Consider the following 24415-nt stretch of genomic DNA (forward strand, 5'->3'; position numbering starts at 1 on the left):
TCCGCGCGCTGCCGCTCCTTCACGCCGCGTTAAGTTTCGCGCCCTAGACTGAATGCGTTGTCCCGCAGTCAGTCGTGAAGAAGGAGTTGCCATGAACACGCACGCGATCGTCGCCGCCGCCCTCGCGGCAGCATCCCTCACGGCGTTCGCTCAACCGGGCGTGACGTCGTCCGTTTTTTCCGCCACGTCGCCGCACGACCCGGTCGCGCAGGCCGCCCACCGTTCGCCCGCCGCGCTGCCGCATGCCGGCTTCGTGCTCGCGAAGATCGATCAGAACAATACGCCGCCCGACCGCGGCGGCGAACCAGGCGGCCGCACGCGCGCCGGCACGCACATGTAACCTTGCGCGAGCCGGCCGCGTCGGTCGGCCGGCCCGCTCCCCCATCACAACGACGGTAGCGACGGATCGCGCGCGGCGAGGATGTCCGCGGTGCGCCGCTGCAGCGCGCCGTCGATCGTCTCCGGCTGCGGAATCAGCCAGTAACGCCCGTCGCGAATGCCGTCGAACGCCCGCGCCGCGAATGCGTCGGGCGTGAGCCCGTGCGCGTTCAGCATCGCGCGCATCGTGTCGACGAAGCCCTGCACTTCGGGCCGGTCGTGCGCGGCGCCGAACGGGTCGTTGAAGATGCCCGTCTGCACCGGGCCCGGCGCGAGCAGCGACACGCCGACCGGCGCGCCGAGCATCTTCAGTTCGCCGTACAGCGATTCGGTCAGCGCGACCACCGCGAATTTCGTCGCCGAGTAAGGCGACATCAACGGGCTCGGCAGGAACCCGCCGACCGACGCGGTGTTGACGATGCGCGCGGGCACGTTGCGCTCGAGCATGCGCGGCACGAAGCTGCGGATCCCGTTGAGCACGCCGTGCACGTTGATCGCGAAACTGCGCTCGAATCGTTCCGGCTTGATTTCCCAGCTGAAGCCGGTCGCCATCACGCCCGCGTTGTTGAACAGCAGGTCGACGCCGCCGAAGCGCCGCCATGCGGCGTCGGCCAGCGCGTCGACGGCTTCCGGGCGGCTGACGTCCGTCGGCACGCACAGCACGTCGGTGTCGAGCGTCGCGGCGAACGCGTCGAGCTTCGCCGGGTCGAGATCGGCCAGCACCACGCGCATGCCGAGCCCGGCGGCATGGCGCGCGAGCCCGCTGCCGATACCGCTGGCCGCGCCGGTGATCACGGCGGTACCGCCGTCGAAGCGAATCGAAGTCGTCATGTCAAAGTCCTGTCGGGTCGATGCGCGGATGCGCGTACGCGGGAACCACGGGCGGCGGCAACGGCGAGCGGCCGTCGAGCGAGCGCACCGCGAGCCCTTGCGACAGCGGGAAATGCAGGCTGTGCGCGACGAGGCCCGTGCGCTCGCTTGCCGGCAGGCTGCACAGCGCGAGCGCGGTTTCCGCGAGATACGCGACGTCCTCGGTCGGATAGCCTTCGGGGATGTAGCGGGCCGCGCCCGGCGTGCGGATCGCGGTACTCGGCGCGACCAGGTTCACCGCGATGCCGTCGGCTTCGAGCTCGGCCGCGAGCCCTTGCGTGAAGCGCGACAGCGCGGCCTTGACTGCCGCATAGACGGTCGCGCCGCCCGCGCGCGAGAAATCGTCGAACGGCCGCGGCGGCGCGAGCGCCGTGACCGAGCCGACGTTTACGATCCAGCCGGCGCCGCGCGCGCGCATCAGCGGAATCGCGGCCTGGCTCAGCGCGAACGGGATGCGCAGATAGTGCTCGATCGTCGTGTCGAACATCGTCATCGGCATCGCGTCGACGCGCGCGTAGTCGGCCACGCCCGCGTTGTTCACGAGGATATCGAGGCCGCCGGCCGCCTGCGCCGCGCGTCCGACGAGCGCGTCGCGCTCGGCCGGGTTCGACAGGTCGGCCGCCAGCGCGATCGCGCGGCCGCCCGCCTGCTCGATCAGCGCGACGGTTTCGGCGAGCGTGCCGGCGGTCGTCGCGGATTGCGTGAGGCTGCGCGCCGTCACGACGACGGTCGCGCCTTCCGATGCGAGGCGCTGCGCGATTGCGCGGCCGATGCCACGGCTCGCGCCGGTCACGAGCGCGCATTTGCCCGCGAGCGTCGCGGTTCGGGTGTCGGTCATGATGTCTCCGGTAAAGGGGGTGTCGTGCGCGGACCGTTCCGTGTCAGCCCGCGATATCCGCAACGTGCAGCACAAACTTGGTTTTCGCGTCGCCCGTTTGAACGAGATCGAGTGCGCGCGCCGCCTGTTCGAGCGGGAAACTGTCGAAGCGCGGCACGCGCAGCACGCCCCGGCCGAGCCGTTCCGCGATCGCCGCCAGCGTGGCGCCGCTCGGCATCCGGCTGTACGTCATCGCGGTGCGCAGGCCGCGCCGCGCGGCTTCGGCGCCCTGCGCGGCCAGCCGCTCCGCATCGCCGGCCGCGAGCGTCATGATGTTCACGAGCGTGCCGCCCGGTGCCGGCAGGTCGAGTGCATCGGGCAGCGTGTCGCCGCCGACCGCATCGAGCACGAGATCGACGCCGCCGGGCGCCCACGCCCGCACGGCCGCCGCGATGTCCTGCGCGCGATAGTCGATGCTCGCCGCCGCGCCGAGCGCCTCGACGCGCGCGCGATTGCGGGCCGAGCACGTCGCCGCGACGCGCGCGCCCGCCTGCGCGGCAAGCTGGATCGCGAACGTGCCGACCGCGCCCGCGCCGCCGTGCACGAGCACGGTCTGCCCGTCACGCAGCGCGCCGTCGTCGAACAGGCCGGCCCACGCGGCCAGCGCGGGCGTCGGCGTGGCGGCCGCTTCCGCGAAGCCGACCGCGTCGGGCAGGCGCACGACCGAGTCGTGCCGCACCGCGACGTATTCCGCATACGCGCCCCAGCGCCCCGCGCCGACGTCGGTCTGCGCGAACACGCGCATCCCCGGCGCGAAACCTTCCACGCCCTCGCCGACCGCCTCGACCACCCCGGCCGCGTCGAAGCCGATCACGAACGGAAACGTGATCTGCATGAACGCGCCGAGATAGCCTTCGCGGCATTTCCAGTCGGCGGGATTGACGCCCGCGTACGCGACGCGGATCAGCACGTCGCCGGGGGCCGGCCTCGGTGCGGGAACGTCGGCCATTCGCAGCGCGTCGGAATGGCCGACGTGGTCGATCAGCAAGGCTCGCATGGTGGTGTCTCCAGGGTTGTCGTTTGCATGGCGGCGGCTCGCGTGCGCCGCGCGTCACCCGGCCGTGTCGGCCAGCAGGCTCGACGCGAGCGGACAGAACGCGTGCGAGATCGCATCGACCGTCCAGTCGGGGCTTTCGGCGTCGAAGCGGCGGTCGACCCAGCCCCAGTGATACGGATGCAGCAGGTATTCGCCGAGCAGATCGCCGGCGTGCGCGAATTCCTGTTGCCAGACGTGGGTCCACGCACCCGGCGTCACGATCCGGCTCAGCCGCCAGTTGCGGATGCCGGGCATGAACGCGGGCATGCGCAGCAGTTCGCGCTCGAGGTCGCGCACCTGCGCTTCGTCGGCCTTCGGCCGCACGCGCAGCATCAGCGTGCGCCATACGCCATCGCGCAGCGCCGGCTCGCGCAGGCCGCCGCCGATTGCCCGGCATGCGGCGCCGTCGATCCGCACGACGCCCGGTATGCGGGCCAGCGCGGTGAAGTCCCGCGCGTGGTCGGCCGCCTGTTCGTCGCGCAGCACGTCGAGCGTGTAGTCGCCCGCGTTCCAGCAGCCGTCCAGATTGCGCGCGAGCGCCACGCGGGTCGCGCCGGGCAACGCATGCGCGGCGTCGCGCAATGCACGTTCGAACGCGCCGGCATCGTCGGTCGCCGAAGCGAATATCTGCGCCGTGTCATGCCGCATGGTCGACCTCCGTCAGCGCAGGCAGCGGCGCATCGGCGTCCGTCATCACATGGCGGCGGCGGGCGTCGCACAGCGCGTCGACGGCCGTCCAGAACGCGACCACGTCGCCGTCGGTCAGCGCGCGCATCCGGTAGTACGCCGCCGCATCGGCAACCTGCCATGTCAGCCACAGCGTGCTCGGCTGCCCCGGCACCGCGACGGGCGGCGACACCCAGCGGCCGGCTGCCGTCAGTCCGCGCGCCGCGTGGCCCGGCAAATATCGGTCGCGCAGCAGCGCCAGCACGTCGGGAATGCGCTCGGGCGCGAGGGTGATTTCGTCTACGATCTGGATCATTCGCGGGTCGTCTCGGGAAGTTCGCGGCGCAATGCGATGCCGGTCGCCTACGCCGTTCCGGCGAGGCCGGAAGCGGCCGGCGTGGATAGCATTCTTGCGTGGCGACGGCCGGCGAACCCCTACCGGCCCGCTCACCGGCCCCTGTCGTAACGCTCAGATCGGGAGAGAGATGAAACAGCGCGCAATGCCGGCACGCGGCCGCATGCTGCCGGGCCTCGGCGCCCGCCTGCTGGACGAGCTGACGCGCAGCGGCGCACCGCCGGCGGAACGACCGACGACGCCGGCCGCCGACGTCGCGTCGACGACGCCCGGCGGCTTCGTCGCGCTGTACCGCGACGCGATCGAGCGGCTCGAGGCGCAGGTTGCGCGCGGCAACGGCCATCCGCCGATGCGCAAGCAGGAAGTCGACCTGATGTGCCGCTGCCTGCTCAGTTGCGCGACGCTCGCCGACGCGATCCGCTGCGCGGCTGAATTCTGCGAGATGCTGACGCCGCGCGCCGGCGCGCTGTCGCTCGCGGTGCGCGACGGGCGCGCGACGTTCCGGATGGATTCGCTGCGCCGCACGCGCAGCCCGGCCGCGTGCCTCGTCGACCTGACGGGCTTGTTCTGCTATCTGCAGCTGTTCGGCTGGCTGATCGGGCAGCCGCTGCGACCGGACGAAGTCTGGCTCGGCCATCCGCGCCGCGACGACGCGATGCCGCTGCTCGGGCTGTTCAACGCGCCGGTCGATGTCGGCCGCAAAACCTATGGCTTCGCATTCGACGCCGCGCGGCTCGATGCCCGCGTGATCCGCCAGCCGGGCGAACTGGCCGCATTCCTCGTCGATTTTCCGTTTCGTCTTATCGATGCGGCGCCGGCCGTCGTGTCATGGGCGCAGCAGGTGCGCGGCTTTCTCGACGCGGCGCTCGCGCGCGAGCAGGCGCTGCCCGCGCTTGCGGCGCTGGCGACATGGCTCGGCGTCAGCGAGGCGACGTTGCGGCGGCGGCTGGCGGCCGAGGGCAGCGGCTATCACGCGTTGCGCGAGGAGTGTCTCGCCGACGTCGCGCGGCGCTGCCTGCGCGAGTCCGATTGGCCAGTCGCGCGGATCGCCGCGCATCTCGGGTTCGGCGGCGAGGAAGCATTCCGGCGCGCGTTCGTGCGATGGACGGGCGTCGCGCCGAGCCGGTTCCGACGCGATTGCCGCGCAGCCAGCGCGCCCTTTCCTCAGATGTAAAGTAAAGGGGTCCTCATGTCTCTCAAGCGAGGATTTGGAAAAGAATCCGGCGAGCACTGACGTTTTTTCGCATCCCCGCGCGCTTCGCCGATTGACGCGCCGGAGCGCTCGCCATTACGCTTGCGCGCTGATGGTTCCCGGAGACGGGATCAAAAGGGAACGCAGGAGAGGCAGCGCCTCGAATCTGCGGCTGCCCCCGCAACTGTGAGCGGCGAATCCGCACTACTCCAAGCCACTGGGAAACCGGGAAGGCCGGTGCGAATAGCGACCCGCGAGCCAGGAGACCTGCCATCGACCCGAGGTCCAAGCAGCCGCGCCGGGCGGGGTGTCCCGGAGCGCCAGGCACCGCCTTGGGCGGTCGCCCCCGTTGCATGGACGGCCCGACCTCAGGACCCTTCAGATGTCCAGTCTTTCCGCCCCCGCTTCCTCGCCGGAAGTGTCGTGCCGTCGCGCCAGCCAAGGGCGCGGCGTGTCCGCACGCGCGTGCCGTGCCGTGTCGTTCGATCCGCGCGACGACCGCCCATGCCGTCCGGTCTCGCGATAGACCAATACGAACCCGGGCGGTACGCACCGCCACCCGCTTACGCTCGTCGTACCTGCAACACGATCACGCTCATTGCCTCATGAATCTTCGCCACCTTCTCGCCACGTCCGCCGCCACGGCGCTGTTCGCCCCGATCGCCCATGCCGCCGGCGACACGGCGCTCCCGCAGCCGCCCCAACCCGCCGCAGCCGCCGACCTGCCGACGATCAGCGTGACCGACACGCGGCACCTGCCCGAATCGTTCGACCAGCGCTATGCGACGACGCAGGTGCTCACGCGCGCCGATCTCGATCGGCTGTCGCCGAGCGACCCGAGCATCACGCAGGCGCTCGCGACGCTGCCGGGCGTGACCGTCTCGCAGAACGGCGGCCCCGGCTCGTCCGCGTCCGTGAGCATCCGCGGCTCGTCCGCCAACCAGGTCGCGGTGTTCATCGACGGCATCCGGATCGGCTCGCCGACGACCGGCATCGCGCCGTGGGCCGACCTGCCGACCGACGCGTTCGAACGCGTCGAGGTGATCTCGGGACCGGCCGCCGCATCGTTCGGCGCGAACGCGATGGGTGGCGTCGTGCAACTGTTCACGCGCCGCGCGGCAGGCCAGCCGAACCAGACGACCGTGTCGTTCGGCGGCGGCTCGAACAAGATCTTCGACACGCAGGTGCGCACGTCGGGCACCGTGCCGTCGACGGGGCCGCTCGCCGCGCTCGGCGGCCTCACCTACACGCTCGGCCTGCACGACTACAACACGGCCGGGATCGACGCGACGCGGCCGTTCGCATACGGGCACGAGGACGGCCGCAATCCGTATCACGCGCAGGACCTCGATGCGCGACTCGGCTACGCGCGCGACAACTGGTCGATCTCGACGTTCGCGCTGTATCACCGCTCCGACCTGTCCTATGACAACGCCGGCTTTGCGAATCGCGAGCTCGATCATCAGCTGACGACCGGCATCGCGTTCCATCTCGACATCACGCCGGACACCCAGTTCGACCAGTCGTTCGGTTATGCGAACGACCGCCAGTTCCTGTATGCGAGCGACCCGACCATTCCAACCGACCAGATCAACTCGCAGCGCATCAGTTCGTCGACGTCGCTGACCCATCAGGAACACGGCTTCCGGCTGTTCGGCCTGCCGCTGTCGGGCGAGACGAAGGTCGCGTACGACTTCACGCGCGAACAGGCCTTCCTGCCGGTCGACGTGCCGGACGGCGTGCCCACGCGCAACGACTCCGCGTTCTCGCTGCATCAGTCGGCGACGCTCGGCAGCGTGACGATGTTCGTCGCGGGGCGGCACGAGATCATCGCCGGCAAGGCCGTGAACACCGGCAACGCCGCGCTGTCGTGGGCCATCACGCCGGTCTATACGGCCCGCGTGTCGTACGGCAACGCGTTCCGCCTGCCCTCGTTCAACGATCTGTACTACCCGGGCTACGGCAACCCGGACCTGAACCCGGAACGCAGCGATTCGGTCGAGGCCGCGCTCGATGCGAACACGGCGTACGGCACGTTCAGCGCCGCGATCTACGACACGCGCATCAACAACCTGATCGCCTACAACCCCGCGACGCGCTCGCCGATGAACATCGGTCGCTCGCATATTCGCGGCATCGACCTGTCGTACAAGGGCACGATCGGCCGTTATACGCCGGTGAGCGTCGCGGTCGGTTTCCTGAATCCGCAGGACGAAACCAACGACAGCTGGCTCAACCGCCGGCCGCGACAGACGGTCAGCGTCAACGTCGACCACACGTGGGACGAATTCAACCTGCACGCACTGAGCACGGGTGCGTCGCTGAACTACGGCGGCACGACGTTCGACGACCCGGCCAACACGACGTATCTGCCGTCGTACCTGACCGTGAACCTGCGCGCGTCGTACAGGATCAATTCGCACCTGACGGTATCGGCGACGCTGTCGAACCTGTTCGACCGTCAGTACATGACCGCGTACGGCTACAACACGCTCTGCCGCACCGCGTTCGGCAAGGTCAGCTACACGTTCTGACCGCGCGCGCGGCATGCCGGTGCTGCGGCGCGCGTCATGACCAGACCACGCCGCGCATGCCCGCGATCAACTGGATCGCGCCGAACACCGCGATCACGACGGCCGACACGCGCGACAGCCCGTGCATGAACGTGAGCGGCATCTTCGCTCGCAGCGCGGCGGTCGCGCTGCTCAGGCACAGCCACCACGTCGCGGATCCGAGGAACACGCCCGCGACCATCGACGCCACGGTCGGCCCCATCGTGCCGGCATGCGTGCCCGCCAGCGGGCCGAGCGCCGCGAAGATCCCGACGAAAGACAGGATCGTCATCGGGTTCGACAGCGTGAGGCCGAAGGTCGTCAGGAAATCGCGCAGCACGGTCGTGCGCGGCACGTCGTGCACCGCAGCCGACGCGGCCGGCGCCTGCCGCGCGATGGACCAGGCCAGCCACACGAGGAACGCGCCGCCGACGATTTTCAGCGCGACGGTCAGCATCGGAAACGCGGTGACGATGCCGGCGACGCCCAGCGCGCCGAGCAGCCCGTAGATCGCGTCGGCGCACGCGGCGCCGATGCCCGTCGCGAACCCCGCGTGAAAGCCGCGGCTCAGGCTGCGCTGGATACAGAGCATGCCGATCGGGCCGACCGGCACCGCGATCGACAACCCCATCACGACGGACTTGATGAACAGCATGGCCGGCTCCTCGCGACATGCAATGACATGAACCACATCGTAGGGAAAGTCCGGTCGCCGCTGAAGACGGTTTTTAAGGAAAAATGAGGCCTTCACCTTAAAAACTCCGCCGCGATGGACGAACTCGACTGGAAGATACTCGCGCTGCTGCAGGCCAACGGCCGCATCAGCTACACGGAGCTGGCGCGCCAGGTTCACCTGTCGGTGCCGGCGGTGACGGAACGCGTGAAGCGCCTCGAATCGGCCGGCGTGATCGACGGCTACACGGCGCGGGTCAATCCGGCCGCGGCCGGCTATCCGGTGAGCGCGCTGATCGGCATCACGGTGCCGCAGCCGGCGAAGGCGAAATTCCTGAAACTGCTGGAGACGATTCCCGAAGTGGTCGAGTGCCATCACGTGACCGGCGCGGATTCCTACGTGATGCGGTTCGTCGCCGTCAGCATGGCGCACCTCGAGCAACTGATCGAGCGCATCAACCTGTACGGCGAAACGCGCACGTCGATCGTGATGTCGACGCCGCTGCCGGCGCGCGGGCTCGCGCGGCCGGCCGCGGCGGTCAAAGGCATGCGGGGGTGACAGGACGCCCCGCGTTGCGCGATGCTGTGCGCGACGCACCTTGCACGAACCGGACAACCTGCCATGTCAGTGATCGGACTCAATCATTACAACCTGCGCGCGGATCGCACCACGCTCGATACGCTGCGCGATTTCTACGTGACCGTCGTGGGCCTCCGGCCGGGCTATCGACCGCCGTTCCAGAGCAACGGCTACTGGCTCTACGCGGGCACGCAGGCGATTCTCCACCTGTCGGAAGCGCCGCCCGGCGAGGTTCGGCCGGCGCACGTCGTCAACACGTTCGACCATATGGCATTTTCATGCGAGAACGCGGCCGACATGGAACGGCGCCTCGCCGACGCGCAGGTCCGGTACTCGCGCACGTACGTGCCGCTCACGCGCCAGCTTCAGTTGTTTTTCACCGATCCGGCCGGCAATGGCGTCGAGTTGAATTTCGCTGGAGCCGAAGGTGACTCCGGCGACGGACCGGGTTAGCACCGGCGATCGCTACTGCCGTTGCACGAGCTTCACGATCGTCAGCGTGCCCGCCACGCGCTCGACCCGGACCTTGACCTTGTCGCCCACGTGCAACGACTCGATCATCGCCGGGTCGCCGGCCTTGAACGCCATCGTCATCGGCGCCATCCCGACGTTCTCGAGCGCGCCGTGCTTCAGCGTCACCATGCCGTGCGCGGCATCGATCCGCTTCACTTCGGCATCGGTCAACGCCGAATCCGGCGCCGACATCTTCATGTCGTCCATGCTCATGTCGGACATGCTCCCGCCCGCACGCACCGGCGTCGCGACGACGGCCATCGCACCGAGGACTGTGATGGCGAGGCATCGGATTTTCATCGAAACACTCCGTTGTTCAGCCAAAGACGAACGCCCCCGCTACACCAGCAACGTCGCGACCGCCCACGCGATCAGTACGATGCCCAGTGCGCGGCCCATGCGCTCGCCGCCCGGCAGCACCTTTTCGACGAGCACGAACAGCGACAACGCGACGATCCACACGACGTTCATCACGCCGCCGACGAACAGCAGCGCCATCAGCAGCCAGCAGCAGCCCACGCAATACGCACCGTGCCGCACGCCGAGCAGGAAGCTGCCCGCGACTCCCGGGCGCCAGTACGTCGTGAGAAACCGGACCGGCGACCGGCATTGCCGCAGACACGCCTGTTTCAGCGGCGAGAATTGATAGGCGCCGGCCAGCGCGAGGACGATCGCGGACAGCGCGGCGCTCTTCGACCACAGCATCATTCCGGAGATCAGGCCGGCAGGCTGCAGCAGCATCTGCAGCACGGCGGCGGCGACCGAGAACGCCAACCACGCGGTCAGATAGCCGGCCAGCAGGAACGCCGACGTCACGGCCGCCCCGTCGCCCTGCGCACCGCGATGCCGCAGCACGCGCCGGTACAACAGCACGAGCGGCGCCGCGCTGGGCGTCATCATCGCGATCATCATCACCCACCACATCAGGACCACGGTCGCCAGCGATGGATCCATGGCCCCCGTGTCGTCGGCCAGCCGATGCGGAAACAACGCCACCGCCGTCATGTCCAGCGCCGACATGCCGGTGCCCGCTCCCGTCCACAGGTAGACCCAGCACGCGCCGACGAGCGCGGTCATGCCGAGCAGCGTGACGACGCGCTCGCGTCCGAGAAAATCGCCGACGGGGATCATGCCGCGACGCGATGCCGGATCAGCCCATGGTTGTTCAGGTGCAGCCGCGCGAACTGCGCGTAGCTCCGCTCGAGATTCAACTCGATGTGGCCACGCGACCGGCCGGTGCCCGAACCGATCTCGGCCAGCTCGTATTCGAAGCCGTGCGGCAGGTCGATCCGCACGCGATGCTCGGCGCCCGTCACCGGATTGCGGATCGGCTCGCCGACGATGTCGAACACGCCCTCGACGCCGATCCGGCCGCGCCGCGCATCGACATCGACGTCGAAATCGATCTTCGCGAAGATCGGATCGTATGCGTGCTCAAGCGTCGACGCGAACACGGAGAACATCGTCGCGAACGGATCGGTGTCCTGACCGGTCATGATCTTCAGCACGGCCTCGCACTGCGCCGGACTCGCGCGCTCGTCGACAATCGGCTGGCATCGTCCGTGGCCTTCGTGAATCGGCCCCGGCCACTGGAACACGACCGCGATCCGGACGCCATCGAGCACCACGTCGCCGTAGTGGCCGCTGTCGATCGAAATCGCACCCATCGCTTCGCAGTTGCCGTGCGTCGGCAACGAATTGAACTGGCAGGGGCAACCGTATGAGCAATTGCAGTTCATTAGTTCGGTTCCCTGAATCTCCCAAGGCGTCATGGCTTCACCTCGCGCGTTCGGTGGCACGTAATGTTTCGAATCTAGTGCAGCGCACAGGGGAAAGCAAAGGCCGCGCGAGACACGCGAACGAGCGAAGTAGACGCAGCCGGCGGCGTCGTGCAACGACGCTGATCGGACGAATGCGTTGTCGTCGTGCGGCGCCTCCGGGCGCAGGCCGCACCGCCCGAGACGGCGCGTCCGGTGGACCATGTTCGAGCCACGTCCGACAAGAGCCGATGGCGCGATCACGTCATCGCAAATGCGGGCATCCCGCATCGGTCCTGGTCCATACTGTCTCGCATTCGACGATTTCTGACCGTCTCTGCCGCCCCGGATGGCTGTCATGCGCGTTCAAACTGCGTTGCTCTTTCTCGTCGGCACCCTGCTCACCGCAGGCGGCTACGGCGCAACCTTCCTGCTGTCGATGCGTTTTCGCGCGATCGGCGGCAGCGATCTCGATACCGGAGCCGCACTGGCCGCCGCGACCGTCGGCACCTTCGCCGGTCTGGCGGTGGTCGGCTGGTTCTCGCGGCAGATCGGCGCCGCGCGGATCGCCGCGCTGTCGTCGCTGTGCATCGGCGCCGGCATCGTCGGCTTCGCACTCGTCGGGCGCGCGCCGGCCGCCGATTTGCCGTCCGGCTTCCTGGTCGGCTTCGGCTGGGGCGCGTTTCACCTGGCCGCGCCGATGTCGCTGGCCGAGCGGACCAGCGGCGCCGCCCGGAACGTGTGGTTCTTCCGCTCGGCGACTTTCCAGATGACGGGGATCGGCGCATCTCCCGCGTTTGCCTCGTATGCGATGCGCATGCTCCACTGGTCGATCGACGACACGCTTTATGCGGTCGGCGCGCTATGTGCGGTCGCCTCGCTGATGTTCGAAGCGTTCGGTCGCCTGTGTCCGCACCCGCCCGCCGCTGCATCCGGTGGCCGCTGGGTGCGCGAACTCCGGGCCATCTCGCGCACGCGCGCGGCCGCGCCGATCGCGATGATCGCGCTCGGCACCTGCGTGTTCTCCGGCCTGATGACGTTCCAGATGTCGTTCATGCAAGGCACGCAGGCGCGCGCCGGCACATTCTTCAGCCTTTACACGATGACGGTGCTGAGTGCGCGCTGGCTGCTTGGGAAATGGGTCAGGATGGCGCGCCCCGAAACCGCGACCAAGGGGTTGCTCATGATGATGATGCTCGGTGCGCTCGCCATGTTCGGCGCCGCCCAGCATGCATCGCTACAGGCCGTCGCGGCCGTGCTGCTCGGCGCCGGCTACGGGCTCATGTATCCGGTCATCCAGGCGCAGGCGCTCAACGATTGCGCGGATACGCAACGGCATGGCGTGCTGACGTGGTTCGTCGCGTCGTATTTCATCGGCACGTTCGGCTTTCCGTCGGTCGGCGGCTGGGTCATGGTGCATGCCGGCAAGGGCGCGTTGCTGATGCTCATCGCGAGCTGCGGTCTCGCGGCGCTGTCGCTCGCGTTCCTGCACGATCGGCCGGCGCCGGTGCGCACGCAATAGGCGGCTGCGCGTCGCCCGCTCGGCTAACCGGGTTTCTTCGGCGCGCGGGCGACGGCGAACCACCCCATCACCGCGCCCGCGACCCACGCGCAGGTCAGCAGCAGGTCGAGGTCCATCATTCCTTCGAAATTCGCACTGTTCTCGAAGCTGCAATGCCGGCTGCCGAGGAACGCGATGCAACCGCTGGCGACCCACTGGACGTGCATGAATATGTGATAGACGGCGAAAGCCGAAGCGATGATGGCGACGCGCAGGCGTGTGGTCGTTTTCATTCGGCGCCGGAGGCGGAGGGATGGTCTGACGCCGATCTTAAGACAACGACGCCGCATCAGGCAATCGATCCCGCGCGAACGTCACGACCGGCACGCGCGAAGGCGAATCGCCATCCGAACAAACCCCGAGAAAAACCGTCGCATCGTGCACGGAGCCGCAGTATTCACGCCACCCGACGACGGCTTTCTCGCCTGCAAGCATCCGCCGCCGGATCGATGACGCGCATCGCCTACGCGCCGTCGATCTGCTTGAGCGTCCTCAGGCAATCCACCGCGAGCTGCTGATAGACCCGCGTGCCGTTCGCCTTCGCGTCGACCTCCGCGGCGCTCAGCCGCCGCACCACGCGCCCCGGCACGCCGGCGAGCAGCACGCCGCGCGGCACGACGTAGCCGGCCTTCACGAACGCGCAGGCCGCGACGATCGTCGTCGCCCCGATCGTCGCGCCGTCCATCACGACCGCGTTCATCCCGATCATCGTGTCCGGCTCGAGCGTCGCGCCGTGCACGATCGCGCCGTGGCCGATATGGCTGTTCACGCCGAGCCGGCACGTCTCGCCGATGCCGACGTGCAGCACGCAGCCGTCCTGCACGTTGCTGCCGTCCTCGACGACGATCGCGCCGAAGTCGCCGCGCAGGCTGGCATGCGGGCCGATGTAGCAACCCGTGCCGATCGTCACGTCGCCGATCACGACCGCGCTCGGATGAACGTACGCGGACGGATCGACGCGGGGCCGCATGCCGTTGAATTCGAACAGCGGCATCGCTCAGAGCGCCGCTGCCGCTTCGGGAACGAGCGTGAACAGATCGCCGACCACGCCGTAGTCGGCCACGCTGAAGATCGGCGCTTCGGGATCCTTGTTGATCGCGACGATCACTTTCGAATCCTTCATGCCGGCCAGATGCTGGATCGCGCCCGAGATGCCGATCGCGATGTACAGCTGCGGCGCGACGATCTTGCCGGTCTGGCCGACCTGATAGTCGTTCGGCACGTAGCCGGCGTCGACTGCCGCGCGCGATGCGCCCAGTGCTGCCGACAGCTTGTCGGCCAGCGGCTCCAGCACCTTCGTGTAGTTTTCGCCGCTGCCCAGGCCGCGGCCGCCCGACACGATGATGCTCGCCGACGTCAGCTCCGGACGATCCAGCTTCGTCACTTCACGGCTCACGAACTGCGATTTGCCCGCATCGGCCGCCGCTTCGATCTTCTCGACCGATGCGCTGCCGCCTTCGGCCGCAACCGGATCGAAACCCGTCGCACGCACCGTGATCACCTTGATCGGATCGCTCGACTGCACCGTCGCGATCGCGTTGCCCGCATAGATCGGACGCTCGAACGTGTCGGCCGAATCGACCGCCGTGATGTCGGAAATCTGCGCGACGTCCAGCTTCGCTGCGATGCGCGGTGCGATGTTCTTGCCGTAGGCGGTTGCCGGCGCGAGGATGTGCGAGTAATCCTTCGCGATGGTCAGCACAGTCGCTTCGATGTTCTCGGCGAGACCGTCGGCAAGCTGCGGCGCATCGGCCAGCAGTACCTTCGACACGCCTGCGATCTTCGCTGCCGCATCGGCAGCGCCCTGCGCGTTGTGCCCCGCGACCAGCACGTGAATGTCACCGCCAATCTTCGCCGCCGCCGCCACCGTGTTCAGCGTCGCGGCCTTGATCGGCGAAGCGCCGCCTTCCGATGCCGCGTCGTGCTCGGCGATTACCAGAATCGTCATTTCTTTCCGCTCCCTCTTACAGCACCTTGGCTTCGGTCTTCAGCTTCTCGACCAGCGTCTTCACGTCCGGCACCTTCACGCCGGCCGCGCGCTTCGGCGGCTCGGCCACCTTCAGCGTCTTCAGCCGCGGCGCGACGTCCACGCGCAGGTCTTCCGGCTTCACCGTTTCCAGCGGCTTCTTCTTCGCCTTCATGATGTTCGGCAGCGTCACGTAGCGCGGCTCGTTCAGGCGCAGGTCCGTGGTCACGACTGCCGGCAGTTGCAGCGACAGCGTTTCCGCGCCGCCGTCGACTTCACGGGCGACCGTGGCACGGCCATCGGCGATCGTGACCTTCGACGCGAACGTCGCTTGCGGCAGGCCTGCCAGCGCGGCCAGCATCTGGCCCGTCTGGTTCGAATCGTCGTCGATCGCCTGCTTGCCGAGAATGACGAGTTGCGGCTGTTCCTTGTCGACCAGCGCCTTCAGGATCTTCGCGACGGCCAGCGGCTCGACGCTGTCGTTCGACTCGACGAGGATCGCGCGATCGGCACCGATCGCCAGCGCCGTGCGCAGCGCTTCCTGCGCTTGCGTCACACCGACCGACACCGCGATCACCTCCGCCACGACCCCGGCCTCCTTCAATCGCACGGCCTCTTCCACCGCGATTTCGTCGAACGGGTTCATCGACATCTTCACGTTCGCGATGTCGACGCCGGTGTTGTCCGACTTCACGCGGACCTTCACGTTCGCGTCGACCACGCGCTTCACAGCCACGAGCGCTTTCAACTGCGTGTCTCCTGTTTCGTTTCGATCGCCGCGCGCGTCAGCGCGCGGTATATCCGCCGTCGATCACCAGCTCGGCACCCGTCACGTAGCGCCCCGCCGGCGACACGAGATACAGGATGCCGGCCGCGATGTCGCGCGGGCTGCCGATCTTCGCCATCGGCACGTGCGTCTGCATGTATTCGAACGCGCGGTCCGGATCCTGGCCCATCTGCCGGAACGCGTCCTCGAGCATCGGCGTGCGGATGTAGCCCGGATGCACCGAGTTCGCGCGGATGTTCTTCGTCGCATACAGCATCGCGTCGACCTTCGCCATCATCCGCACCGCCGCCTTCGACGCGTGATACGCGGGCACGTCGGGACCGCCGACGATCCCGTACATCGACGACAGGTTCACGATCGAGCCGCCGCCGGCCGCCTCGAGGTGCGGAATCGCGGCGCGCGTGCACAGGAACACGCCGTTGACGTTCACGTCCTGCACGCGCTGCCATTGCGCGAGCGTGAGTTCGTGCGTCGGCACGTTGTGCCCTTCGATGCCCGCGTTGTTCACGAGCACGTCGAGGCGCCCGAAGCGCGCGACGATCTCGTCGAACACGCGCGCCACATCGGCCTCGCGCGTCACGTCGAGCGACCAGAACGCGGCCTGGCCGCCTTGCGCGCGGATCTCCTCGACGAGCGCTTCCGCCGGTTGCGACAGCACGTCGAGGATCGCCACGCTCGCGCCGGCCGCGGCCAGCGTGCGTGCCGTTTCCGCGCCGATGCCGCGCGCGCCGCCGGTGATCGCGGCCACCTTGCCGCGCAGGTCGAACAGGTCTTCGATGAGTTTCATTGTGTCTCCGTGTAGTCAGGCGAACCGGCCTCGAACGGGCCGGTCATCAGGGGCATCGGGCGTTATCGTGAGGCGATCGCGGCAGGCGCCGCCAGGAAATCGAGGCATTCGCGATTGAAATACGCCGCGTGTTCCACCATGACCCAGTGGCCGCAGCGGTTCAGCAGCACGAAGCGCGCGTCGCGGCAGCGTTCGAGGAACGTCAGCGCGCCGCCGACCGGATTGAAGCGATCGTCCGTGCCCCAGAAGCCGAGCACCGGGCAGCGCAGGTCGCCGAGCGCCCCCGTCAGGTTCGGCACGCTCATCGTCGACAGCACTTCGGTCGGCTGCTCGACGCACACCTTCATCCGCTCGGCGACGAGCGCGTCGGTGACGATCGCCGGATCGTGCACCAGCAGCGTCAGCAGCTCGCGCATGGTGTCGTCATTCATCTGGCGATTGGTGAACAGCTTCACCATTCGCTGGATCCCTTCCATCCGGAAATAGGTGTCGCGATCCTCGACGCCGCCCGGCGCCATCATGATCAGGCCGTCGACTTCGTCGGGATAATCGAGCGCGTATTTCAGCGCGATCGCGCCGCCGAGCGAATTGCCGAGCAGCACGGCCGGCCCGATGCCGAGCGCGGACAGCTGCGCGTGCAGCGCATCGACGAAGAAATCGAGCGTATAGGCGACGTCGGACGGCTTCGACGACTGCCCGTAGCCCGGCAGGTCGACGACGATCGCGCGATGGCCCGCGGCCGCGAATGCCGGGTAGTTGTGCTTGAAGTTGCTGAAGCCGCTGGCGCCCGGGCCGCTGCCGTGGATGAACACCACCGGGCGGCCGTCGCCCGCCTCGAAGTGATGCAGGCGCAGGCCGCCCGGTACGTCGGTGAAGATGCCGGCCGGCGGCGTCGTGGGGGTCGTCATCGCGGGTTGTCTCCTTCGTCGGTCGATGGATGCCTGCCACGATGATTGCGCCGCCGGCGCCGGCCGGCATCATCCTTTCAGACTACGAAACCGCGCGCGCTTGTTCCTATCATCGGGCCACCGAAACGGAGGCAGACGATGAACGGATTCGACTACAGCGGCAGGACGGTGCTCGTGACGGGCGGCACCAAGGGCATCGGGCGGCGCATCGCCGAGCGGTTTCTCGCGGCGGGCGCGCGCGTGTTCGTGTGCGGGCGCAGCGCGCCCGACACGCCGCCCTCAGGCGGCGGCCGCACGGCCACCTTCATTGCGGCCGACCTGCGCGACATCGAGCAGGTCGACGCGATGCTCGCGACGATCCGCGACGCCACCGGCTGCCTCGACGTGCTGGTCAACAACGCGGGCGGCTCGCCGTTCGTGCTCGCGGCCGACGCGTCGCCGCGCTTCACCGAATCGATCGTGCGGCTGAACCTGATCGCGCCGCTGCAGCTCGCGCAGCGCGTGAACGCGATCATGCAGCCGCAACCGCACGGCGGCGTGATGCTGTTCATCGCGAGCGTCAGCGCATCGCGTCCCTCGCCCGGCACCGCCGCCTATGGCGCCGCGAAGGCGGGCCTCGTCAACGCGGTCACGTCGCTCGCGGTCGAATGGGCGCCGCGCGTGCGCGTGTGCGCGATCAGCCCGAGCCTCGTCCAGACGGAATCCGCGACCGAAGGCCACTACGGCGACGATGCCGCGCTCGACGCGATCCGCGCGACGATTCCCGCCGGACGGCTCGCGACGCCCGACGACGTCGCGTCGGCGTGCCTGTTCCTCGCGTCGCCCGATGCGTCGTACACGTCGGGCGCGAACCTGCGGCTCGACGGGGGCGGCGAACGGCCGGCGTTCCTCGCGGCAGCACGAACGGAACCACGCTGACGCGCGAACGCGACCGGCGCGCCCCGATCGTTTCCAGTCCTAGGGAAGTCATCTAGTTCATTTCGACGATTCCCTGCTACCGCGATCTCCCTACTCTGCCTCTCACGACAACCACAGTCGACCGTCGTCGATACCCCAGAGGAGACACCATGCATCAACGGATTTCGCGCCGTACCGACAAGCGGGCCACCGCCACGCTGTCGACGCTGGCCGCCGCGCTGCTGACGTGCGCCGTTCCCAACGCGCACGCAGGCAGCACGATCGAGCTTGGCGCCGACACGACGCTGGACTACACGTTCACGCTGAGTTACGGCCTCGGCATGCGCACGCGTGCGCCGAGCGGCAATCTGCTGACGCCCGCGAACATCAATGGCGACGACGGCGATCGCAACTTCGCGAAGAACAAGCTGATCGAGAATCAGGTGAGCCTGCTCGGCGAAGTGAACCTGAAGCACGACGACTGGGGTGTGTTCGTCCGCGCGAGCACGTTCTACGATCAGGCCTATCACCGCCCGAACTACAACGACGCGCCGGGCACCGTGAACCAGTCGGGCCAGTACAACAACTTCACGAGCGATGCCCGCTACTGGTCGGGCGGCCACACGACGCTGCTCGCCGCCTACGCGTACAACACCTTCAAGATCGGCGCGACGAGCCTGAACGTGAAGGTCGGCGACCAGGTGGTCGCCTGGGGCGAAAGCCTGTTCTTCCCGAACATCGCGGGCGCGCAAGGCCCGGCCGACGCCACCAAGTCCTATGTCGCGGGCGCTCAGGTGAAGGACATCCTGCTGCCCGTGCCGCAGATCTCGACGCAGTGGCAGATCACGCCGAACTTCAGCCTGCTCGGCTACTACCAGTTCTCGTTCCAGCAGAACCGCCTGACCGCGCCCGGCACGTACTGGAGCTATTCGGACGTGGTCGGCCCGGGCGCGCAGTTCATCATCGGCCCGGGCGGGATGATCATTCCGCGCGGCGCCGACGAAAAGCCGAGCGCGCACAACCAGTGGGGTATCGGCGCACGCCTGCGCGTGTTCGGCGATACCGAGCTCGGCGTGTATCACCTGCATTACAACGACATGAACCCGAGCGTTGTCACGTCGTTCTATCCCGTGCTCCAGTACCGGCAGACCTATTTCAACAACATCAAGCTGACCGGCGCGAGCTTCTCGACGCAGGTCGGTCCGGTCAACGTCGCGGGCGAGGCGTCATACCGCCAGGGCGCGGCCGTGCTCGTCAACACGCCGACCGGCGCGCAGGCGACGCGCGCGAACGTCACGCAGCTCAACCTGTCCGGCATCTACTCGATCGGGCCGAGCTTCCTCGCGAATTCGCAGTCGCTGGTCGGTGAAATCACGTACGTGCACGCGGGCGGCATCTCGGCCGTCGACGGCTCGACCACCCTCACGAACTCGCGCAACGCGCTCGCCCTCGAGCTGGCCTGGACGCTCAGCTACAAGAACGTGTTCAACGGCTGGGATCTCGACGTGCCGCTCACGTACACGCACGACCTGGCGGGTACATCGCCGCTGGCTGGCGCGCTCGGCTCGCTGACGGGCCAGGGCGACCACCGCGTGACCGCCGGCGTCACGTTCACGCGCCTGAGCAATCTGTCGCTGTCGCTCGTCTACGCGAAGTTCCTCGGCTCGCCGAATCCCGTCACGCGTCCGCTCGCCGATCGGGACTACGTGCTGGCCACGGCGACCTACCACTTCTGAGCGGCCCGGCCGCTCGTCACTCAGCAAGAAGAGGATTTGTCATGAAACGAACTCGTCTCCCCCTCCTGCGCGCGTCGGTGATGGCCGCGTGCGCACTCGTCGCGACGGCGTCGTTCCCGAAGGTCACGCCGGACGACCTGAAGGCGCTCGACGGCCCGCTCACGCCGATGGGCGCGGTGCGCGCCGCGAGCAAGGACAGCGGCGTGCCGGAGTGGTCGGGCAAGTGGCTCGGCACGCCGCCCGACGTGCAGTACAAGCGCGGCGGCCGCTACCCCGATCCGTTCGCGAGCGAGAAGCCGGTCGCGACGATCACCGCGGAGAACATGGCGCAGTACGCGGAGCACCTGACCGACGGCCAGAAGGCGATGTTCAAGCGCTACCCGGCCACGTTCAAGATCAACGTCTACCCGAGCCATCGCGACTTCCGCTACGCGGATTCCGTCTACAAGGACATCCGCACGTACGCGCCCGACTCGACGATGACGTCCGACGCGAACGGGCTGACCAATGCGCCGCCGCAAGTGCCCTACCCGATTCCGAAGACAGCCGCCGAGCTGCTGTGGAACCAGCGCTTCTCGTCGGCGATCGGTACCGAGCAGGCGACCTACGATCAGGCGGTCGTGTACTCCGACGGCAATATCGCGTGGGGCAAGGTGCGCTACGACATCTACTCACCGCGCAACGTCGGCAAGTACGACGTGAAGAGCGACCTGAACAACCGCACGTTCTATCGCAACGCGACGGAGCTGCCGCTGTCGGACCGCGGCTCGCTGATCGTCGGCTTCACGAACTGGGACAAGGCCGGCGCCGACAACTCGTCGCGCACGTGGATGTACAACCCCGGCACGCGGCGCGTGCGCCAGGCGCCCGAATACGGCTATGACCAGCCGCAGGGCCCCGGCGGTTTCCGCACCGTCGACGACGACCGCCTGTACAACGGCCCCGGCGACCGCTACGACTGGAAGATCGTCGGCAAGCGCGAAATCTACGTGCCGTACGACAACTACAAGGCGATGGACAGCTCGGTCAAGTATGCGGACCTGCTGACCAAGGGCCACGAGAACCCGTCGTACATCCGCTACGAGCTGCATCGCGTATGGGTGCTGCAGGCCACGTTGAAGAGCGGCTATCGCCACCAGTATGCGAAGCGCGTGCTGTACATCGACGAGGATTCGTGGATGACGCTGCTCGCCGACAACTACGACGCTCGCGGCCAGCTGTGGCGCACCAACGTCGCGACGACGCTGTACGCGTACGACGCGAAGACGTTCTACCCCGGCGTGGTGTTCTTCCACGACCTGATCTCCGGCGCATACATGGCCGACCGCCTGACCAACGAAGGGCCGATGCCGAAACTCGACAGCAGCCCGCAGTTCAGCGAGGCGTACTTCTCGCCGGACGCGATCCGCAGTTCGGGTAACTAAGCATCCGGCGCGGCACGCCCGCGCCCCACGCGCCGGAGCCGCGCTCCGGCGCCCGACGCCGCCCGGGACGGCGGCCTTTTCCATTCGAGGGCCCTTTCATGTCTTCCCGCTTGCATACGACGCTCGGCGACGAGCTGTACGCCGCGTGGCACGCACGCGCACCGGTCGCGCCGCTGTCGAGCCGCCCGCGCCGGCTGTCCCTCGACGATGCCTACCGCATCCAGCAACGCTTCATCGAACGCCGCGTCGAGCGCGGCGAATCGGTCGTCGGCAAGAAGATCGGCGTGACGAGCCAGGCCGTGCAGGACATGCTGAACGTGCGCCAGCCCGATTTCGGCATCCTGCTGTCGGGCATGCACTACGCGGCCGGCGAGGCAATCGCCACCGAATCGCTGATCGCGCCGCGCGCCGAAGGCGAAATCGCGTTCATCCTGGCGCGCGACCTGCGCGGCCCCGGCATCGACCGCACCGACGTGATCGCCGCGACGGCCGCCGTCGCGCCCTGCTTCGAGATCGTCGATTCGCGCATCCGCGACTGGGCGATCCGTATCGAGGACACCGTCGCCGACAACGCGTCGTGCGGCGTGTACGTGCTCGGCGATGCGCGCGTCGACCCGCGCACGCTCGACCTCGCCGCGTGCGAGATGACGATCGAGAAGAACGGCGAGCGCGTCGCGCAAGGCCGCGGCGACGCGGCGCTCGGCCATCCCGCCGACGCCGTCGCGTGGCTCGCGAACACCCTCGCCGAATACGACGTGCCACTGCTTGCCGGCGAGATCGTGCTGTCCGGCTCGCTCGCGAAACTGATTCCGGTCACGGCCGGCGACGCGCTGTCGATGCACATCTCCGGCATCGGCAGTTGCGACGTCCGCTTTATCTAAAGGAACGAACCTGATGAAGAAAATCAAATGCGCACTGATCGGGCCCGGCAACATCGGCACCGACCTGCTGTACAAGCTGCGCCGCTCGACGGTGCTCGAACCCGTGTGGATGGTCGGCGTCGACCCGGCATCCGACGGCCTCGCGCGTGCCCGCGAATTCGGCCTGAAGACCACCGACCAAGGTGTCGACGGGCTGCTGCCGCACGTCGCCGCCGACGACATCCGCATCGCATTCGACGCGACCTCCGCGTACGTGCACCGCGACAACTCCGACAAGCTCACCGCGCTCGGCGTGAAGATGATCGACCTGACGCCGGCCGCGATCGGGCCGTATTGCGTGCCGCCGGTGAACCTCGACGCGCATCTCGACAGCGCGCAGATGAACGTGAACATGGTGACCTGCGGCGGCCAGGCGACGATCCCGATGGTGTACGCGGTGTCGCGCGTGCAGCCGGTCGCGTACGGCGAGATCGTCGCAACGGTATCGTCGCGCTCGGTCGGCCCCGGCACGCGCAAGAACATCGACGAATTCACGCGCACGACGTCCGGCGCGATCGAACAGGTCGGCGGCGCACGCAAGGGCAAGGCGATCATCGTGATCAATCCGGCCGAACCGCCGCTGATCATGCGCGACACGATCCACTGCCTGACCGACGGCCCGCCCGACGTCGACGCGATCACCGCGTCGGTGCACGCGATGGTCAAGGAAGTGCAGCGCTACGTGCCCGGCTACACGCTGAAGAACGGCCCGGTGTTCGACGGCAACCGCGTGTCGGTCTTCATGGAAGTCGAGGGGCTCGGCGACTACCTGCCGAAGTACGCGGGCAACCTCGACATCATGACCGCCGCCGCGGCCGCCACGGCCGAGCGTTTCGCCGAACAGATGCTGGCCGCGACGGCCGCCACCGCTTGAGTCGAGGAGTCACACGATGTCACTTGCAGGCAAGAAGATCACCGTCCACGACATGTCGTTGCGCGACGGGATGCATCCGAAACGTCATCAGATCACGCTCGACCAGATGCGCAACATCGCGCGCGGGCTCGATGCGGCCGGCGTGCCGCTGATCGAGGTCACGCACGGCGACGGGCTCGGCGGCGCATCGGTCAACTACGATTTTCCCGCGCATACCGACGAGGCGTACCTGAGCGCCGTGATCCCGGAGCTGAAGCAGGCGAAGGTATCGGCGCTGCTGCTGCCGGGCATCGGCACCGTCGAGCACTTGCGCATGGCGCACGAACTCGGCGTCGGCACGATCCGCGTCGCCACGCACTGCACCGAAGCGGACGTGTCGGAACAGCACATCGGCCTGGCCCGCACACTCGGACTCGATACGGTCGGATTCCTGATGATGGCGCACATGTCGTCGCCCGAGCAGCTCGTCGTGCAGGCGAAGCTGATGGAGTCGTACGGCGCGAACTGCATCTACATCACCGATTCGGCCGGCCACATGCTGCCCGACGACGTGACCGCGCGGATCGGCCAGGTGCGCGCCGCGCTGAAGCCGGAGACGGAACTCGGCTTCCACGGGCATCACAACCTCGCGATGGGCGTCGCGAACTCGGTCGCGGCGGTCGCCGCCGGCGCGAACCGGATCGACGCGGCCGCGGCCGGCCTCGGCGCGGGCGCGGGCAATACGCCGATGGAAGTGTTCGTCGCCGTGTGCGACCGGATGGGCATCGAGACGGGCGTCGACGTGTTCGCGATTTCCGACGTGGCCGAGGATCTCGTCGTGCCGATCATGGACGCGCCGATCCGCCTCGACCGCGATGCGCTGACGCTCGGCTATGCGGGCGTCTACTCGTCGTTCCTGCTGTTCGCGAAGCGTGCGGAAGCGAAATACGGGATTCCGGCGCGCGACATCCTCGTCGAGCTGGGTCGCCAGCGGCTCGTCGGCGGTCAGGAGGACATGATCGAGGATGCGGCGCTGACGATGGTTCGCGCGCGGGAGGTCGCGGCGTAACCGGCGTGATCGACGATATCGGGCCGCCATCGCCCGATACGCCGGCGAATCTGCGGAAC

27 protein-coding genes and 1 riboswitch are annotated in these 24415 nt (G+C 68.2%); of the genes, 12 read left to right on the forward strand and 15 right to left on the reverse strand.

The features are described from left to right. Positions 1-91: 91 nt before the first annotated feature. Positions 92-340 carry a hypothetical protein gene (locus HWX25_RS20095; RefSeq protein WP_175909966.1) on the forward strand — a complete coding sequence of 83 codons (249 nt, stop codon included), beginning with the start codon at positions 92-94 and terminating at the stop codon, positions 338-340. A gap of 44 nt (positions 341-384) precedes the next feature. Here HWX25_RS20095 and HWX25_RS20100 read toward each other — a convergent pair whose 3' ends face one another. The 5 genes from HWX25_RS20100 to HWX25_RS20120 are packed head-to-tail and all read right to left on the reverse strand — an operon-like array spanning position 385 to position 4143. After that, complete coding sequence (locus HWX25_RS20100; protein WP_175909967.1) at positions 385-1209, reverse strand: SDR family NAD(P)-dependent oxidoreductase; 825 nt, start codon at positions 1207-1209, stop codon at positions 385-387. Between the two features lies 1 nt (position 1210). Further along, entirely contained in the window at positions 1211-2086 is an 876-nt protein-coding gene (locus HWX25_RS20105; protein ID WP_059690163.1) for an SDR family NAD(P)-dependent oxidoreductase, read from the reverse strand. A gap of 43 nt (positions 2087-2129) precedes the next feature. After that, positions 2130-3122, reverse strand: a complete 993-nt coding sequence (locus tag HWX25_RS20110; RefSeq protein WP_175909968.1) for an NADP-dependent oxidoreductase — start codon at positions 3120-3122, stop codon at positions 2130-2132. Positions 3123-3176: 54 nt separating this feature from the next. Further along, complete coding sequence (locus HWX25_RS20115; protein WP_175909969.1) at positions 3177-3809, reverse strand: Dabb family protein; 633 nt, start codon at positions 3807-3809, stop codon at positions 3177-3179. Further along, positions 3799-4143, reverse strand: coding sequence for a hypothetical protein (locus tag HWX25_RS20120; protein WP_175909970.1), 345 nt, complete (start codon positions 4141-4143; stop codon positions 3799-3801). The genes HWX25_RS20115 and HWX25_RS20120 overlap by 11 nt, the downstream gene beginning before the upstream one ends. Positions 4144-4312: 169 nt before the next feature. Here HWX25_RS20120 and HWX25_RS20125 point away from each other — a divergent pair, with 169 nt between their 5' ends. Both HWX25_RS20125 and HWX25_RS20130 read left to right on the forward strand, forming a co-directional pair. Then, entirely contained in the window at positions 4313-5356 is a 1044-nt protein-coding gene (locus tag HWX25_RS20125; protein ID WP_175909971.1) for an AraC family transcriptional regulator, read from the forward strand. 114 nt (positions 5357-5470) lie between these two features. Next, positions 5471-5664: riboswitch (cobalamin riboswitch) on the forward strand. A gap of 315 nt (positions 5665-5979) precedes the next feature. After that, positions 5980-7908, forward strand: coding sequence for a TonB-dependent receptor (locus HWX25_RS20130; RefSeq protein WP_175909972.1), 1929 nt, complete (start codon positions 5980-5982; stop codon positions 7906-7908). 34 nt (positions 7909-7942) lie between these two features. Here HWX25_RS20130 and HWX25_RS20135 read toward each other — a convergent pair whose 3' ends face one another. Beyond that, positions 7943-8581, reverse strand: a complete 639-nt coding sequence (locus tag HWX25_RS20135; RefSeq protein ID WP_175909974.1) for a LysE family transporter — start codon at positions 8579-8581, stop codon at positions 7943-7945. A 114-nt stretch (positions 8582-8695) separates the two neighbouring features. On the opposite strand from HWX25_RS20135, the gene HWX25_RS20140 reads away from it, so the two are divergent. Further along, positions 8696-9157, forward strand: a complete 462-nt coding sequence (locus HWX25_RS20140) for an Lrp/AsnC family transcriptional regulator (protein ID WP_059525614.1) — start codon at positions 8696-8698, stop codon at positions 9155-9157. A 63-nt stretch (positions 9158-9220) separates the two neighbouring features. After that, a complete protein-coding gene (locus HWX25_RS20145; protein WP_175909976.1) occupies positions 9221-9631 on the forward strand; it encodes a VOC family protein in 411 nt (136 codons plus the stop codon). 12 nt (positions 9632-9643) lie between these two features. On the opposite strand, the gene HWX25_RS20150 is transcribed toward HWX25_RS20145, so the two are convergent. The 3 genes from HWX25_RS20150 to HWX25_RS20160 are packed head-to-tail and all read right to left on the reverse strand — an operon-like array spanning position 9644 to position 11463. After that, complete coding sequence (locus HWX25_RS20150) at positions 9644-9991, reverse strand: copper-binding protein (RefSeq protein ID WP_175909978.1); 348 nt, start codon at positions 9989-9991, stop codon at positions 9644-9646. A gap of 39 nt (positions 9992-10030) precedes the next feature. Further along, positions 10031-10822, reverse strand: coding sequence for a DUF2182 domain-containing protein (locus HWX25_RS20155; protein ID WP_175909980.1), 792 nt, complete (start codon positions 10820-10822; stop codon positions 10031-10033). Further along, positions 10819-11463, reverse strand: a complete 645-nt coding sequence (locus HWX25_RS20160) for a DUF1326 domain-containing protein (protein WP_059819159.1) — start codon at positions 11461-11463, stop codon at positions 10819-10821. Before HWX25_RS20160 ends, HWX25_RS20155 begins: the two co-directional genes overlap by 4 nt. 343 nt (positions 11464-11806) lie before the next feature. On the opposite strand from HWX25_RS20160, the gene HWX25_RS20165 reads away from it, so the two are divergent. After that, positions 11807-12970 (forward strand): MFS transporter, encoded by a 1164-nt coding sequence (locus HWX25_RS20165; RefSeq protein WP_175909982.1) that lies wholly within the window; start codon positions 11807-11809, stop codon positions 12968-12970. Between the two features lie 23 nt (positions 12971-12993). On the opposite strand, the gene HWX25_RS20170 is transcribed toward HWX25_RS20165, so the two are convergent. The 6 genes from HWX25_RS20170 to HWX25_RS20195 all read right to left on the reverse strand — a co-directional run bounded on the left by HWX25_RS20170 (position 12994) and on the right by HWX25_RS20195 (position 17457). After that, on the reverse strand, positions 12994-13242 hold the full coding sequence (locus tag HWX25_RS20170) for a hypothetical protein (protein ID WP_059690174.1): 249 nt from the start codon (positions 13240-13242) through the stop codon (positions 12994-12996). 230 nt (positions 13243-13472) lie between these two features. After that, positions 13473-14003: a transferase hexapeptide repeat family protein gene (locus tag HWX25_RS20175; protein ID WP_175909984.1), complete on the reverse strand. Its 531-nt coding sequence runs from the start codon at positions 14001-14003 to the stop codon at positions 13473-13475. A gap of 3 nt (positions 14004-14006) precedes the next feature. Further along, positions 14007-14957 (reverse strand): electron transfer flavoprotein subunit alpha/FixB family protein, encoded by a 951-nt coding sequence (locus HWX25_RS20180; protein WP_175909986.1) that lies wholly within the window; start codon positions 14955-14957, stop codon positions 14007-14009. Between the two features lie 16 nt (positions 14958-14973). Continuing rightward, positions 14974-15723, reverse strand: a complete 750-nt coding sequence (locus HWX25_RS20185) for an electron transfer flavoprotein subunit beta/FixA family protein (protein WP_175909988.1) — start codon at positions 15721-15723, stop codon at positions 14974-14976. A 37-nt stretch (positions 15724-15760) separates the two neighbouring features. Beyond that, on the reverse strand, positions 15761-16549 hold the full coding sequence (locus HWX25_RS20190; protein ID WP_059819163.1) for an SDR family NAD(P)-dependent oxidoreductase: 789 nt from the start codon (positions 16547-16549) through the stop codon (positions 15761-15763). A gap of 62 nt (positions 16550-16611) precedes the next feature. Beyond that, on the reverse strand, positions 16612-17457 hold the full coding sequence (locus HWX25_RS20195; protein WP_175909990.1) for an alpha/beta fold hydrolase: 846 nt from the start codon (positions 17455-17457) through the stop codon (positions 16612-16614). Between the two features lie 138 nt (positions 17458-17595). On the opposite strand from HWX25_RS20195, the gene HWX25_RS20200 reads away from it, so the two are divergent. From HWX25_RS20200 to dmpG, 6 genes are all read left to right on the forward strand, one after another. Then, positions 17596-18375 carry an SDR family oxidoreductase gene (locus HWX25_RS20200; protein WP_059537777.1) on the forward strand — a complete coding sequence of 260 codons (780 nt, stop codon included), beginning with the start codon at positions 17596-17598 and terminating at the stop codon, positions 18373-18375. 149 nt (positions 18376-18524) lie between these two features. Beyond that, positions 18525-20090, forward strand: a complete 1566-nt coding sequence (locus HWX25_RS20205) for a DUF1302 family protein (protein ID WP_175909992.1) — start codon at positions 18525-18527, stop codon at positions 20088-20090. 41 nt (positions 20091-20131) lie between these two features. Beyond that, a complete protein-coding gene (locus HWX25_RS20210; RefSeq protein WP_059691327.1) occupies positions 20132-21514 on the forward strand; it encodes a DUF1329 domain-containing protein in 1383 nt (460 codons plus the stop codon). A 98-nt stretch (positions 21515-21612) separates the two neighbouring features. After that, entirely contained in the window at positions 21613-22395 is a 783-nt protein-coding gene (gene dmpE, locus HWX25_RS20215) for a 2-oxopent-4-enoate hydratase (RefSeq protein ID WP_059697650.1), read from the forward strand. 13 nt (positions 22396-22408) lie between these two features. Beyond that, on the forward strand, positions 22409-23308 hold the full coding sequence (locus HWX25_RS20220) for an acetaldehyde dehydrogenase (acetylating) (protein ID WP_124613932.1): 900 nt from the start codon (positions 22409-22411) through the stop codon (positions 23306-23308). Positions 23309-23324: 16 nt separating this feature from the next. Continuing rightward, positions 23325-24356 (forward strand): 4-hydroxy-2-oxovalerate aldolase, encoded by a 1032-nt coding sequence (gene dmpG / locus HWX25_RS20225; RefSeq protein ID WP_175909994.1) that lies wholly within the window; start codon positions 23325-23327, stop codon positions 24354-24356. The last annotated feature ends 59 nt before the right edge of the window (positions 24357-24415 follow it).

The organism is Burkholderia sp. BCC1640, assembly GCF_902833125.1.
GTDB lineage: Bacteria > Pseudomonadota > Gammaproteobacteria > Burkholderiales > Burkholderiaceae > Burkholderia > Burkholderia diffusa.

Coding starts and splice junctions, on each gene's coding strand:
- HWX25_RS20195 (WP_175909990.1), bottom strand. CDS start 17,457: ATGACGACCCCCACGACGCCGCCGGCCGGCATCTTCACCGACGTACCG.
- HWX25_RS20160 (WP_059819159.1), bottom strand. CDS start 11,463: ATGACGCCTTGGGAGATTCAGGGAACCGAACTAATGAACTGCAATTGC.
- HWX25_RS20100 (WP_175909967.1), bottom strand. CDS start 1,209: ATGACGACTTCGATTCGCTTCGACGGCGGTACCGCCGTGATCACCGGC.
- HWX25_RS20180 (WP_175909986.1), bottom strand. CDS start 14,957: ATGACGATTCTGGTAATCGCCGAGCACGACGCGGCATCGGAAGGCGGC.
- HWX25_RS20220 (WP_124613932.1), top strand. CDS start 22,409: ATGAAGAAAATCAAATGCGCACTGATCGGGCCCGGCAACATCGGCACC.
- HWX25_RS20175 (WP_175909984.1), bottom strand. CDS start 14,003: ATGCCGCTGTTCGAATTCAACGGCATGCGGCCCCGCGTCGATCCGTCC.
- dmpE (WP_059697650.1), top strand. CDS start 21,613: ATGTCTTCCCGCTTGCATACGACGCTCGGCGACGAGCTGTACGCCGCG.
- dmpG (WP_175909994.1), top strand. CDS start 23,325: ATGTCACTTGCAGGCAAGAAGATCACCGTCCACGACATGTCGTTGCGC.
- HWX25_RS20150 (WP_175909978.1), bottom strand. CDS start 9,991: ATGAAAATCCGATGCCTCGCCATCACAGTCCTCGGTGCGATGGCCGTC.
- HWX25_RS20165 (WP_175909982.1), top strand. CDS start 11,807: ATGCGCGTTCAAACTGCGTTGCTCTTTCTCGTCGGCACCCTGCTCACC.
- HWX25_RS20200 (WP_059537777.1), top strand. CDS start 17,596: ATGAACGGATTCGACTACAGCGGCAGGACGGTGCTCGTGACGGGCGGC.
- HWX25_RS20095 (WP_175909966.1), top strand. CDS start 92: ATGAACACGCACGCGATCGTCGCCGCCGCCCTCGCGGCAGCATCCCTC.
- HWX25_RS20125 (WP_175909971.1), top strand. CDS start 4,313: ATGAAACAGCGCGCAATGCCGGCACGCGGCCGCATGCTGCCGGGCCTC.
- HWX25_RS20190 (WP_059819163.1), bottom strand. CDS start 16,549: ATGAAACTCATCGAAGACCTGTTCGACCTGCGCGGCAAGGTGGCCGCG.
- HWX25_RS20155 (WP_175909980.1), bottom strand. CDS start 10,822: ATGATCCCCGTCGGCGATTTTCTCGGACGCGAGCGCGTCGTCACGCTG.
- HWX25_RS20110 (WP_175909968.1), bottom strand. CDS start 3,122: ATGCGAGCCTTGCTGATCGACCACGTCGGCCATTCCGACGCGCTGCGA.
- HWX25_RS20140 (WP_059525614.1), top strand. CDS start 8,696: ATGGACGAACTCGACTGGAAGATACTCGCGCTGCTGCAGGCCAACGGC.
- HWX25_RS20115 (WP_175909969.1), bottom strand. CDS start 3,809: ATGCGGCATGACACGGCGCAGATATTCGCTTCGGCGACCGACGATGCC.
- HWX25_RS20145 (WP_175909976.1), top strand. CDS start 9,221: ATGTCAGTGATCGGACTCAATCATTACAACCTGCGCGCGGATCGCACC.
- HWX25_RS20120 (WP_175909970.1), bottom strand. CDS start 4,143: ATGATCCAGATCGTAGACGAAATCACCCTCGCGCCCGAGCGCATTCCC.
- HWX25_RS20170 (WP_059690174.1), bottom strand. CDS start 13,242: ATGAAAACGACCACACGCCTGCGCGTCGCCATCATCGCTTCGGCTTTC.
- HWX25_RS20210 (WP_059691327.1), top strand. CDS start 20,132: ATGAAACGAACTCGTCTCCCCCTCCTGCGCGCGTCGGTGATGGCCGCG.
- HWX25_RS20135 (WP_175909974.1), bottom strand. CDS start 8,581: ATGCTGTTCATCAAGTCCGTCGTGATGGGGTTGTCGATCGCGGTGCCG.
- HWX25_RS20105 (WP_059690163.1), bottom strand. CDS start 2,086: ATGACCGACACCCGAACCGCGACGCTCGCGGGCAAATGCGCGCTCGTG.
- HWX25_RS20130 (WP_175909972.1), top strand. CDS start 5,980: ATGAATCTTCGCCACCTTCTCGCCACGTCCGCCGCCACGGCGCTGTTC.
- HWX25_RS20205 (WP_175909992.1), top strand. CDS start 18,525: ATGCATCAACGGATTTCGCGCCGTACCGACAAGCGGGCCACCGCCACG.